This is a genomic window from Bacteroidota bacterium (assembly GCA_018831055.1).
GTDB lineage: Bacteria > Bacteroidota > Bacteroidia > Bacteroidales > B18-G4 > M55B132.
Window position 1 is genome coordinate 1 of record JAHJRE010000122.1, and the last position, 13,211, is coordinate 13,211.

Annotated in this window: 13 protein-coding genes; 5 read left to right on the top strand and 8 right to left on the bottom strand. The window is 44.0% G+C overall.

The genetic code is table 11. From position 1 onward, the window contains the following. Positions 1-81: 81 nt before the first annotated feature. From KKA81_07565 to priA, 4 genes are read left to right on the top strand one after another with little or no spacing between them, the layout of a single operon-like run. On the top strand, positions 82-1,188 hold the full coding sequence (locus KKA81_07565; GenBank protein ID MBU2650776.1) for an AI-2E family transporter: 1,107 nt from the start codon (positions 82-84) through the stop codon (positions 1,186-1,188). A gap of 31 nt (positions 1,189-1,219) precedes the next feature. Beyond that, on the top strand, positions 1,220-2,395 hold the full coding sequence (locus tag KKA81_07570) for a class I SAM-dependent RNA methyltransferase (GenBank protein ID MBU2650777.1): 1,176 nt from the start codon (positions 1,220-1,222) through the stop codon (positions 2,393-2,395). Positions 2,396-2,404: 9 nt separating this feature from the next. Next, positions 2,405-3,385, top strand: a complete 981-nt coding sequence (pfkA, locus tag KKA81_07575) for a 6-phosphofructokinase (GenBank protein MBU2650778.1) — start codon at positions 2,405-2,407, stop codon at positions 3,383-3,385. Between the two features lie 31 nt (positions 3,386-3,416). Beyond that, positions 3,417-5,894 (top strand): primosomal protein N', encoded by a 2,478-nt coding sequence (gene priA / locus KKA81_07580; protein MBU2650779.1) that lies wholly within the window; start codon positions 3,417-3,419, stop codon positions 5,892-5,894. Between the two features lie 10 nt (positions 5,895-5,904). Here priA and KKA81_07585 read toward each other — a convergent pair whose 3' ends face one another. The 4 genes from KKA81_07585 to KKA81_07600 form a co-directional block, all read right to left on the bottom strand. Next, positions 5,905-6,189 carry a septum formation initiator family protein gene (locus KKA81_07585; protein ID MBU2650780.1) on the bottom strand — a complete coding sequence of 95 codons (285 nt, stop codon included), beginning with the start codon at positions 6,187-6,189 and terminating at the stop codon, positions 5,905-5,907. 87 nt (positions 6,190-6,276) lie between these two features. Further along, positions 6,277-6,831 carry an HDIG domain-containing protein gene (locus KKA81_07590; GenBank protein MBU2650781.1) on the bottom strand — a complete coding sequence of 185 codons (555 nt, stop codon included), beginning with the start codon at positions 6,829-6,831 and terminating at the stop codon, positions 6,277-6,279. Between the two features lie 11 nt (positions 6,832-6,842). After that, positions 6,843-7,316, bottom strand: coding sequence for a GNAT family N-acetyltransferase (locus KKA81_07595; GenBank protein MBU2650782.1), 474 nt, complete (start codon positions 7,314-7,316; stop codon positions 6,843-6,845). 14 nt (positions 7,317-7,330) lie between these two features. Continuing rightward, the gene (locus KKA81_07600) at positions 7,331-8,266 is read right to left on the bottom strand and encodes a molybdenum cofactor synthesis protein (protein MBU2650783.1); all 936 of its coding nucleotides are present in this window, start codon (positions 8,264-8,266) and stop codon (positions 7,331-7,333) included. 88 nt (positions 8,267-8,354) lie between these two features. Here KKA81_07600 and KKA81_07605 point away from each other — a divergent pair, with 88 nt between their 5' ends. Next, positions 8,355-8,723, top strand: a complete 369-nt coding sequence (locus KKA81_07605) for a DUF5362 domain-containing protein (GenBank protein ID MBU2650784.1) — start codon at positions 8,355-8,357, stop codon at positions 8,721-8,723. Here the strand turns inward: KKA81_07605 and KKA81_07610 are convergent, their stop codons facing one another. Genes KKA81_07610 through KKA81_07625 form a run of 4 tightly spaced genes read right to left on the bottom strand, consistent with a single transcriptional unit; the run spans position 8,724 to position 13,196 of the window. Further along, on the bottom strand, positions 8,724-10,730 hold the full coding sequence (locus KKA81_07610) for a tetratricopeptide repeat protein (GenBank protein ID MBU2650785.1): 2,007 nt from the start codon (positions 10,728-10,730) through the stop codon (positions 8,724-8,726). It lies immediately after the preceding gene. Continuing rightward, on the bottom strand, positions 10,727-11,179 hold the full coding sequence (gene moaC / locus KKA81_07615) for a cyclic pyranopterin monophosphate synthase MoaC (GenBank protein MBU2650786.1): 453 nt from the start codon (positions 11,177-11,179) through the stop codon (positions 10,727-10,729). Before moaC ends, KKA81_07610 begins: the two co-directional genes overlap by 4 nt. A 57-nt stretch (positions 11,180-11,236) precedes the next feature. Continuing rightward, on the bottom strand, positions 11,237-12,037 hold the full coding sequence (locus KKA81_07620) for a radical SAM protein (GenBank protein MBU2650787.1): 801 nt from the start codon (positions 12,035-12,037) through the stop codon (positions 11,237-11,239). Further along, entirely contained in the window at positions 12,021-13,196 is a 1,176-nt protein-coding gene (locus KKA81_07625) for a molybdopterin molybdotransferase MoeA (GenBank protein MBU2650788.1), read from the bottom strand. The genes KKA81_07620 and KKA81_07625 overlap by 17 nt, the downstream gene beginning before the upstream one ends. Positions 13,197-13,211: the final 15 nt, after the last annotated feature.

A 13,211-nucleotide genomic window follows, 5' to 3' on the forward strand; every position in this document is an offset into this window, starting at 1 on the left:
AAATTTTAAAAGAAGAAATAAAACTATAGCTTATTTTCCCTCTTTATTTTGTATCTTGGGGATCCAAATCAATTATTGTTTATGAACTACAGATTCCCTCTTATAGTCAGGTTAACCTTTATCCTACTTTTCATTTTCTTGTTCTTTTATGGAGTAATCGTTGCCAGGAATTTCCTTGGCCCTTTGGTTTTGGCCGGCCTTTTCAGTTATCTTTTGCTTCCCCTGGTGAATTTCCTTGAAAGACATCATATTCACAGGGTTATTGCCAGCCTTTTCAGCCTTATCCTGCTGATTGGCCTGTTAACATTTATACTTATTCTTATGTATAAAAATGTGGTAGTCCTGGTTGACGACCTCCCCACATTAAAAGCTAAAGCCATTTCAAACATCGACCATATGTCGGTATTTATCCAGGAAACATTTGGATTTACCATCGAAAATCAGAAGAGTTTTCTGAAAGAAAGCGTGAACAACCTGTTCAAAGCCGGAAGTGAGTTTACCAATTCTATTCTGAACACTACCACCTCCACCATTTTCAAGCTTGGCATTTTGCCAGTATTCATCTTTTACCTGCTCTATTACCGGCATCATATCAGAGAATTTCTCGAAAAAGCCATTCCTGCAAAGCACAGTGAAAACGTCCAAAATATCATCCGGAAAGTTTCTTTCATCACTCCGCGCTATATAGGCGGTGTTTTCACGGTGGTTATGATCCTGTGTGTGTTGAACAGCCTTGGATTATACATCATCGGAATGAAACACGCTATTGTATTCGGTATTATTTCCGCTATGTTTTGTTTCATACCCTATTTCGGCACATGGATTGGTGCAAGCATTCCGTTTCTCTTTGCTTTGCTGACCGGCGACAGTCCAAATCTTGCACTGCATGTTATTTTTGTATTCCTGATCATTCAATTCACTGAAAACAATATCCTTACCCCTAATATTACCGGAAGCTATGTCCACCTGAATCCACTTTCCACTATTCTTTCCCTTATTGTTGGTGGTATGATCTGGGGACTGATAGGGATGTTTGTAATAGTACCCATTATGGCCATAATGAAAATAATATTTGATCAGTTCGAACCGCTGCAACCATATGCTTTCCTCATCGGGGAAAGGGTTTCAGAAGGACCTGGTTGGTTGCTCAGGCTTAGGAGCATGCTTACAATCAAGAAAAATAAATGATTACTTTTGCCCGGCTTTAACGATAATTACTTTGGATTTCCTTGATAAGACATTTACCATCATTGCTAAAACCCTTTTCGGGCTGGAAGAGGTTTTACTTCAGGAATTACAGGAATTGGGAGCCGAAGAGGCAGTCACTATTACCCGAGGGGTTTCCTTTCGTGGTGATCGTAAGCTATTGTATTCCTGCAATTACGCCAGCCGCCTCGCTTTGCGCTTTCTTGTCCCCATTGCCGAATTCCCTGCCAGAGACGAGGAAGAGCTGTATAACCGTATTAAGAGAATTCCATGGGAACAATATCTCGACATTCGCCAGACTTTTGCCATAGAAAGTAATATTTTCCGTTCCCGGTTAAACCATTCAAAATATATCGCCTTAAAAGCCAAGGATGCTATTGCTGATAGGTTTCGCGACAAAAGAGGCCAAAGGCCATCGGTAGATACCATTGAACCGGATGTTCGTATCAGTCTCCACATTCAGCAGGATAATTGCACGGTTCTGCTCGACAGCTCCGGAAGCTCCCTGCACCTGAGAGGTTACCGCAACCGTACCAGCCCGGCCCCCCTTAATGAAGTCCTGGCAGCAGGAATGATAAGGCTTTCGGGTTGGGACACCACAACCGACTTCGTTGATCCCATGTGCGGATCCGGAACTCTTCCCATTGAAGCATGCCTTATGGCAATGCACGTGCCTCCGGGAAAGATTCGTCAGGATTTCGGGTTCATGAAATGGAAAAACTTTGATGCTGATCTGTGGATGAAGATCCGGGAATCATTGGATAGCAAAATTCTATCCCGCCCTCCCTGCCGAATACAAGGATATGACAATAATCCGGATATGGTGTCAATATCACGCACACATGCAACATCCGCCGGTGTTAAGGCTTTTACGGATTTCGCCAAAAGAGATTTTTTCACTGCAGAACCTCCCTATCCTTCAGGTTTCATGATCACAAATCCTCCTTATGGTGAACGGATACAGGTTGAGAATGGTGCGTTATTCTACAAGAATATTGGCGATACCTTAAAAAAAATCTATGCAGGATATACCGCCTGGATATTAAGTGGTGATATGGATTCACTTAAACATCTGGGTTTAAAACCAAATAAAAAAATATCATTGCTAAACGGACAGCTTGAATGTAAATTCCAGAAATTTGAATTGTATTCAGGAAGCAGGAAAATCACAAAACACACAGAAGATTAAATCATTATGATGAATAATTTAAAAAGAATTGGAGTGTTTACTTCCGGAGGAGATTCCCCCGGTATGAATGCGGCTATTCGCGCAGTCGTCAGAACAGCCATCTATGAAAATATTGAACCTGTTGGTATCTACAGAGGATACCAGGGGCTCATTCACGGAGAAATGGAAATCATGCACAGCCGGTCTGTATCGAACATTATTCAACGTGGCGGCACCATCCTGAAATCGGCCAGAAGCGAGGAATTCAGGACTGAAGATGGAAGAAAAAAAGCTTACAACAATCTTATAAAACATAAAATTGATGCCCTGGTAGCAATAGGTGGGGACGGCACTTTTACAGGAGCCAGGATTTTCGGGGAAGAATATGACTTCCCTATTGTCGGGCTGCCAGGCACCATTGATAATGACCTTTTTGGAACGGACTTTACCATAGGCTACGATACAGCCATCAATACGGTTGTACAGGCAGTCGACAAGATCCGTGATACTGCCGACTCACACGACAGGCTTTTCATCATAGAGGTTATGGGACGAGATGCCGGGTTTATTGCCCTGCGAAGCGGTATTGCCACCGGCGCTGAAAAAATACTCATACCCGAAACCCCAACCTATATCGATAACCTGATCCGCCTGCTCAAACACGACTGGAGTAAAAATAAAACTTCAGGAATCATCATTGTTGCAGAAGGTGATGAGTCGGGTGGCGCCATCGAGGTAGCCAAAAGAATCAACGAAAAATTCACCCAGTATGAAACCAGGATATCCATCCTGGGACATATGCAACGTGGCGGTTCACCTACAGCCATGGACAGGGTTTTGGCGAGCCGTCTGGGTTATGAAGCTGTAAAAGCTTTGATAGATGGACAAAGAGATATCATGATCGGTGAGATTAACCACCACATCGTCCATACTCCTTTTGAAAAATCGATCAAGCACCATCAGACCGTGGATCTCGGACTGCTTGAAATAGCAAGGGTTCTGGCACTCTAATATACGGGTATTCCCGTAAATCCAATCCATCATGGAAACATCAACCCTTTTTGCCGATGTAATCTTACCCCTGCCCATTCCTGGTACTTTCACCTACAGGATACCCAGAGACAAGGCAGAAGAGATTATGGCCGGAAAAAGAGTGGTGGTTCAATTTGGAAAGAGAAAGATCTATTCGGCAGTCGTATTGGATGTCCATGACCGTATCCCGCAAAGCTATGCAGTAAAGTACATCCTGGATATCCTCGATGATCTTCCTGTTGTAAATGAAGTCCAACTACGGTTCTGGAGATGGATGTCGGAGTATTACCTCTCTACCCTCGGGGAAGTTATGCATGCCGCCCTTCCTTCAGGATTCAAACTTGCCGGTGAAACAAGGGTATTGCTCAATCCCGGGATGACTGCCGACCCGATCACATTAAATGAAAAGGAAACGCGAATCCTGGAGGCTCTTGGCTATCAGCATTCACTCACTATCCATGAGATCAGTAAGTTGCTCGATCAGAAAAAAGTCATGAACGTGGTAAAAACCCTTCTCGACAAATCCTTGATCATTACTGAAGAAGAGATCCACGACCGATACCGGCCCAGGCAGGAAACCTTTGTTTATCTGAATCCGGAGTATGAAGCTGAAGATAAACTCCATCAACTCTTTGATGAACTGAACCGCAGAGCGTTCAAGCAACTTCAAATGCTTGTCTCTTTCCTGAACCTTGCCCATGATGCGGCTACAAGGGAACAGGGTATCAGAAAAACAGACCTGATCAAAAGTGTTGATGCAACCTATGCCCAGTTCAATGCCCTGGAAAAAAAAGGAGTGTTCCTTACACGCGAGCAGGTGGTTTACCGCATGGCTTCTTTCAATGCAAGCCTTAACCCAAAGGAAATAATATTTACCGGATCCCAGGAACAGGCTTTGAGTGAAATCCGGGAAGTTTTTGCTCACAAGGATACTGTCCTGCTTCATGGGGTAACTTCCAGTGGTAAAACCGAAATCTATATACGGCTGATCCAGGAAACCATTGAAAAAGGCGAACAGGTTCTGTATCTTCTGCCGGAGATAGCCCTAACAACACAGATTATACAACGGCTCCGAAAATACTTCGGGAATAAGGTCGGTGTATACCATTCCCGGTTTAATGAGCACGAGCGTGTGGAAATATGGAAACGGTTATTAGAACCTAACAACGACCTCCCTATCATCCTGGGAGCCCGTTCTTCACTCTTCCTTCCCTTTAGTAATCTTGGTTTAATCATCGTTGACGAGGAATACGATACATCGTTCAAGCAATTCGACCCCGGTCCCCGGTATCATGCACGCGATAGCGCAATATATCTTGCACATCTTCACAAAGCCAAAACCATCCTGGGTTCTGCGACACCATCCTATGAATCATACTTTAATGCCCTTTCAGGAAAATATGGTCTGGTCTCGCTGAATGAACGATACGGCAATATTCAGTTGCCGGAGACAAAGTTCGTCGACCTCCGGCGCGATCATATCACCGGTAAGAAAAAAGCTCACTTTACCAGCACTCTTCTCCATCACATCAGAGATGCCCTCGACAATCATCATCAGGTGATACTCTTCCAAAACCGGCGGGGATTTTCAACAAGGCTGGAATGTCACCATTGTGGCTATACACCATCCTGCACCCGTTGCGATATTACCCTCACTTACCACAAAAGCCATGATCAGCTTCGTTGCCACTATTGCGGTTATTCCACACCCGTGCCTGCCCGATGCCCTTCCTGCGGTAGCAATGAAATCTTTATGAAAGGATTCGGAACAGAAAAAGTGGAAGAAGAATTGCAGATATTTTTTCCACAAGCCAGGATACGCAGAATGGACCTTGATACAACACGCGGGAAATTCTCACACCAGGAGATCATCAACGAATTCGAAGCCGGCAGGATCGATGTCCTGGTTGGAACTCAAATGGTAACCAAGGGACTGGACTTTGATAATGTAAGCCTTGTTGGGATCATGAATGCCGATAACCTGTTGAATTTCCCCGATTTCAGGTCGTTCGAGAGAGGATTCCAACTCATAACACAAGTGAGTGGGCGGGCAGGACGAAAGAATAAAGTGGGAACAGTTATCATTCAAACCTATAATGCCGCTCACCCAATATTGCAGTACATTGCTCAAAACGCATACCATCCAATGTTCCTGGAACAAATGAAGGACAGGCAGAAATTCCGCTACCCTCCCTACTACCGCTTGATCCGGATCCGTGTGAAACACCGCGACCCAGACCTGCTCAACGAAGCCAGCGGATTATATGCCCGTATCCTGAAAAAAACCTTGGGAAACCGCATCCTGGGCCCCGAATACCCCCTGGTCGCCAGGATTAAAAACCAATATATCAAAGACATCCTGGTTAAATCGGAAAAAGATGCTTCCATTTCCTGGGTTAAATCAAAAATACTTGAGGGAACCCAGGAACTACAATCGGAACATAAATTCAAAGGGATAATGATACAGATGGATATTGACCCGGTTTAGGAAAGGCTCCTTATTCTTTGATGATCAAAAATAAATCTTCATCATCCTTTTTCATCAGATATTTTTCGCGGGCGAATCGTTCCAGCACTTCCTTATCGGTCATAAGCTGATGCGAAGCGGTTTTATTCTTCTCTATTTCCTCCCGGTAAAAATCCATTTCACGCTCCATCTCTTTCAAAGAAGAAGATAACCTGTACTGATTTACCAGGCTGTTGTTGTCGAAAAAAGCAAGCCAGACAAAGAAGATCAGGGTAGCGTAAACGTATTTATTTTTGAAGAATCCCGGAATCCGCATATTATTTGAGCTTTACACAAAGGTAACCTAATGTTTTACTGGTTTCAAGCACAATATAAATATTTTTTCAAATGCACGATGTTCATATCATAAACCCAGCTGGTCGCTGATCCTGCTCATGGCCTGAATGCTTAGTGCAGCAAATTCATCCAATGGTATCCCTGCTTTTTCACATTCCAGGATAGTATCGCGGTTCACCGAAGCAGCAAAGCTTTTTTCTTTCATCCTTTTAGTCACGGATTTCGGCTTTACACTTGCGATTTTTTTATCCGGGTAAACCATTGCTGTTGCCATAACCAGTCCTGTTATGGTTTCTCCGGCAGCCAGGGCATGATGGAATAATTCTCTCCTTCCGTCGCTATGCGCGTACTCATTATGCAAACGTATGGCTTCAATAATTTCTTCATCAACCCCCTTCTCCCTGAGTATTTTAACCGTCTCATGTGTATGGGTTAATGGATCCGCGTTGGTGATCTCCACATCCAGGTCGTGCAATAAACCCGCCAGACCCCATTTTTCAACATCCTGACCGAGTTTTTCTGCCATTGCTCTCAGAACAGCTTCCGAGGCCAGGCAATGGTTTATCATTCGTTCATTTTTTACATAATGCCGGAGCAAATCAAGGGCTTCCTGTCTATTCATGATTTTACTTATTAATAATTCCCGAACTGATCTTTCTTAAGCCTCACATTGATCCATGAAGGGTCAAAAATTGCATTGTATTTCCGGTAAAAGGAGATAGCAGGTTCATTCCAATCGAGGACCTGCCACATTAGTCTTGCCACATTTTCCTCCCGGCTGATGCGAATTATCTCCCTGAACAGTTCACCCCCTATTCCCTTTCTCCTGTAATCCTGTTTAACAATAATATCTTCCAGGAAAATACATTTACCTTCCCAGGTAGAGTAAGAATAATAGTAAAATGCCATTCCCACTGTTTTTCCTTCCAGGATGGCAAGGATGACATGGAAAAAGGGGTGATCGCCAAAACCGTCCTCCATGAGTTTTTCAACCGTCACCGTCACAGCATCTGGGGCTTTTTCATAAACGGCAAGTTCACGTATAAGATTAAGCACTTCAGACATATCGGCTGCTTCCGCTTTCCGGATTATGATGTTCTCTGCCATTTCCCTGATTAGATTTAATGTGAATCAATACCATGAAGCATAAAAACCATATGTCTGAGTGATTTGGCTATTTCCGTCATATATTCATTTACCGCCTTAACACTACCGGGCAGCGCAAAAATCAGGGTATCACCCATGACCCCGGCTATACTGCGGCTGAGAAGAGCGTTGGCTTTTTCCATTCCATAGCGTATCCTTATACCTTCCATAATACCAGGTATCTCTTTATCCAGATTTTCCCTTATCACTTCCGGCGTAATATCGCGAGGCCCGATACCGGTACCACCGGTGGTGAAAACAAAATCAAGGCCTGAAACCGTGGCATCTTTAAGCAAAAGGTCTAATTGCACGGGATCGTCCGGAATAATATGATGCACAATATCAAATGGCCATCCTTCAAACCGGAAAAAAGTCTCCATAGCAGAAATAACTGCAGGGCCACTCAGGTCTTCGTATTCCCCGGAACTGGCCCGGTCACTCAGAGTGATCACAGCAGCCCTGAACTGATACGGGATGTATTCCAGGATGTCGCCTTCTTTTAACTTTCCTCCCCGTATTACCCTGCAAAAGATACCTTCCTTTGGCATCACACAGTTGCCAACCTCCCTGAATATGGCACAGGAATCCCCATGGCATTTCTTACCGATCTGCGTCACCTCCAGGATAACATCTCCTGAAACGAAGATATCCAATGGATGAGACTCATACAATAACATACCTTCTGTAGTAATATTTTCGGCAAACTCACCAAAAGCAATTGTCCTGCCGGCCAGTGCTGAAAACTTGTTCACGCTCTCCAACGCAAGCAGACTGATTTGGCGATGCCATTTACCCGAATGGGCATCCCCTTCTACCCCATTGTCATTCAAACTGATCTCCGCTACAGGCTTTTTAATCGTGCCCTTTTCCTCAGAGATATTTACCGAAACAATCCTGATTTTTTCCAACATGCGCTAAATCTTTTCCAATCCGGTATTACCGGATTTACAATGTTATTGATTATTTTTACCTGACAAATTTACCTAAAATTAACCCGACATGGAAAATACACAAGATCAAAACATGCTGATCCGGGAGATAGCCTCTCCTCTTTACAATGGAAAAGGATGGATGAAATTCCTCGGGATATTATCGATTATTTACGGGGTGTTTCTTGCATTAACTATTATTGGCATTCTGATCGCCTGGTTGCCGATCTGGCTGGGGATTCTGATTTACAATGCTGCTGTTTCCTGTGAAAATGCATACATGAACGGAGATAAGTACTCTTTGATGAAATCTATGCAGCAATTGCAAAATTATTTTGTTATTAACGGGGTACTTGCTTTAGTCGGAATAGTTTTCACAGCCATTGCACTCGGACTGGGATTGATCAGCACAATTTACCAATATCTCAATTTTTACTAATTACTTATAGCAGAACCGGCTGATGGCTTTATAGGCATCCTGTATACCCAGTTCACCTGCTTTGCTAAGATCGGCGCATCCTTCCTGAAGCCGGCTCACATATATCTGCGTTAATCCACGGTTGTAATAAGCTTCCGCAAGCCTGGGATCTTTTTCATAGGCTGTCAGGAAATCCTTTATGGCTTTTTCAAACTCTTTCATGCCCAGATAAATGTTGCCTCTGTTATAATATGCGATACCAAGTCCGGGCCTTAGTTCGATCACTTTTTGAGCATCATGCAAGGCTTTGGTTAAATCAGGTGATTCAGGTTCCTGATTCAATATCTGAGGATCGGCCTTTCCAAGACTTATGGTTACCTTGCTGCTGTACATGCCTTCAGAGAACCTCATCATCTCCAATTCATAGGCAACCAGGGAACGGTTCATAAAAGCAAGTTCATTCAGGGGATCCATTTCAATAACTTTACTATATGCTTCATAAGCATCCCGGTAATTTCTGAGCATGCTGCTCACCATGCCTTTGAAAAAATAGGATTTTGTCGAAAAAGGATCGTAAATGACCAGGCTATCGCTCAGTCTGAGAAGCCTTTCAGAGTCATGGTCGCTCAAAGAAGGAACTTCTCCTCCAAAGACCACCGGAATGCTTTCCTTTTTTTTCAGTGTCAGGTCATATAGTTTCTCATACCGTTTACCGGATCGTGATAATTCTATGAACCGGTCTTCATCAGTCACCACAAAACACGACAAGAGGGGTGCCGGGACCAGAGATTTATCCATCTGGGCAATTTTGCCTTCCTCCGACCGGGTTGTACGGAAATCTGCCTCAAACTGGATAATCTTATGGAAATACGATGAATCGGCGTATTTTTTAAATATATCATCGCTGTTTTCCCCTGTCCCATGCAAGGCATTGATTATGTCCATCGCCTTTTCATAATCGGCTCTGGCTCCGGCATTATCACCGGCACTTCCCCGTGCTGCCGACCGGTTAATATAGGCACCGGCAAAATCAGGAAAGAGTTCAATGGCTTTGGTGTAATCCTCGATGGCTTCAGGATATCGTTTAAGCTGATGACGCGCGGCAGCACGATTATATAAAGTATATACGTTTCTTGGATTAAGCATCAGAACGCGGTCAAAATCCAGGATGGCCCCTTCAAGATCCTCCATGTCCGCCTTTAACAGAGCACGGTTGTAATAAGTCAGGGCATTGTAGGGATCCATTTCGATCACTTTATTGAAATCAGCCATAGCCCCTGTAGAATCGTGCAATTCCAGCTTAACCATTGCCCGGGTGAAGTAAGAATAAGGATCATTGGGATCCAAACGAATGGCTTGTTGAAAATCCTCCAGTGCACTCTCATATTCTTTAACCTCCAGCCTGATTAAGCCCCGCTTTATGTAAGCTCCCGTATTGAAATAATCAAGCTGTATGGCTTTATTACAATCCTTGATGGCACCTTCGTAATCTTTCAGCTGGTTTCTGGCAATGGCCCTGTTAAGATATGCTGTTGCATCACTTACATCATATTTAATGGCCTGGTCGAAATCATCCCTGGCGCTGATATAGCTCTTCATATGAATTCTTGTTGCACCACGGCTTACATAAATTCCTGCGTTAAAAGGATCTATCTCCAAAGCCCTATTAAAATCCTGAAGTGCACTGTGATAGTTCTGCATCTGATCACGTGTAACTCCACGGTAATGATAGGCATGGGAATAAAGAGGGTGCATTTCTATGCTCCGGGTGAAATCACTCTCTGCACCCAGGTAATCACCAAGGTTGTATTTGGCAATACCACGAAGAAAGTAAGGCTCAAATAAGTCAGGTTTGTATGTGATTACAACATTAAAGTTCTTCAGTGCATCCTGAAAATTATTTTCCCTTAACGCATTTTCACCCAGGGTCATGAAATGCTTAATATTCACCTGGGCTGTGAGGTTGAAGGTCAACATCAACAGAATCAACACACTTACTATTCTTTTACTTAAATTCACAACATTCATAAATCCTTCTTGATCTTTTCTACAAGTCTCACATCCTCGATCACCATTGCCTTATCGACCGCCTTACACATGTCATATACCGTTAGCAGGGCAACCTGAACGGCCGTTAGCGCTTCCATCTCAACGCCTGTGGGACCGGTACATTTAACCTCGCTGTTTATCCTTATCCCTCCCTCTTCCTGGATAGCTTTAACGGAGATTCCTGTTAAGGACAAAGGATGACAAAGTGGAATGAGGGTGCTTGTCATCTTTGCTCCTGAAATCCCTGCAAATTCAGCAATAGCTAAGACATCACCCTTTTTTATGCTGTTTTCCCGGACCAGGCGCATGGCTTCCGTGCTTAACCGGATGAAACCGGTTGCCCTGGCAATCCGATGCTGTTGTGACTTATTGCTTACATCCACCATCCTTGCTTTGCCTTGTTCATCCGTATGACTTAATTCTCCCATTGATTATCTATTGATAGGATAAAAATAATCATTTTCCGGTTCAAAGCGTGTAACCATTTATCCACCTATATTATAAAACCTTCCCGTATGGTTTTCCGAGCCGCATCGGGGTTTATTCTTCAAAGCTTCCAGGATGGCTTTTTCGGCTCCCAATTCCCTGACATTGTATGCCAAATCGTTAAACAAACAGGGTTGAATCATCCCGTTAGCAGTAAGCCGCAAACGGTTGCATTTTGCACAATTGCCGCCTTCACCGCCAATAACCTTGGAGAAATAACCTCCACTGAGGCTCATCTGGCGAATGTATCTAACCTGTAATCCTTTGGTAGCAGCGTATTCCGCTACCATCCGGGCATCTTCCTCAAATGGTGATTGCCTTATCACACAATTGAGTTTTACCGGAGCAAGACCAGCTTCCAATGCAGCATTAATTCCATCCAAAACTGCGTACAGGTCACCTCCACGGGTTATCTGGCGGTATTTTTCAGGGTCTGTAGTATCCAGACTGACATTCACCCTGTGCAGTCCAGCCCTTTTTAATGACAAAGCAAATTCACGCAGAAGTATCCCATTGGTCGTCATCCCGAAATCTTTCAGTCCTTTCAGCGCAGCAATCTTTTCTATCAGATAAACTATATTTCTTCTCACCAAGGGTTCACCTCCTGTAATACGGACCTTGTCAACACCCAAACGAACAGCCACTGTAACAACCTCCAGGATTTCATCATACGTAAGGATGGATTCGTGGGATAGCAAACGTATCCCTTCTGCAGGCATGCAATAGACACAACGCAGGTTACACCGGTCGGTGACCGAAATCCGGAGATAGTTTATTTTCCTGTTAAAGCTGTCGAACATGAACTCTGGCGCCTTCTTTCAATATAGTTTCTCCGATGGGTATAGCAATCATACCATCAGCACTGCTTAATGAATGGATATGTCCGGATCCGTGATATTCGAGAGGAATAACAAAGCCTTCCCGGTTGATGGACACAGGTATCCACGACATACGGTCGGATCTTTTCCTCTGATAGGTAACCCCCATAGGTAATATCAACCTCTTATCATTCTCTTTCATACCCATCATTCTTCGTATCATCGGTTTGACGAAAATGTTGAATGTATTGTAGGAGGAAACAGGATTACCGGGCAGGCCAAAAATTCTTTTGTCGCCAAGGTGCCCGAATACAGTTGGTTTACCGGGCTGCATGGCTACTGTCTCAAAAATGATCCTGATACCTAGTTTTCTGAATACTTTGGGAATAAAATCAAAATCACCCATAGATACACCCCCGGTAAGCAAAACCACCTGATTCTCATGGATTGCTTTATCAAGTATCCTGTAACTTTCATCCTCAGTATCGGGTGCAATACCATAATAATAAGGCTCTGCACCAGATAGTTTCGCCTGTGCCAGAAGCTGCCATGAATTGCTGTTCCGTATCTGTGATGGACCGGGCTTTTCATCAGGTTCCACCAATTCATCTCCTGTGGAGATAATTCCAATTTTCGGCTTCACGGCTACCCTGGGTTTTGTGCAGCCAACCGAAGCCATCACTGCAATATGTGGCGGTTGCACCCATGTTCCGGCCGTTAATACTATATCACCTTCCCTGACATCTTCACCGAGCCTGGAAATATTGGTCTTAACCTTATCTGCTAAAATACGGATACTATCTCTTCCTGCAGGTTCTGTATCTTCAACCGGGACTACTGCATCCGCACCCTGAGGTATCATTGCTCCGGTCATGATCTTCGAACACTGACCTTCTCCAATCGCCTTTTCAGGAACCTTACCCGCAGGAATTGTTTCCCGGATTAACAACTCTTTATCCATGTCGCTCATCCTGAAAGCAAATCCATCCATCGCGGATTTATCAAATGGCGGCATATTCAAATCTGATGTTACGGGGGCAGCAAGCACACGGCCTATAGATTCCATGAAAGGAATCTCCTCGGAAGGGAGGACAGGCACATTTTCCAGTACCAATGCAAGGGCTTCTTCAAATAATATCATGACAAACCAACGGGA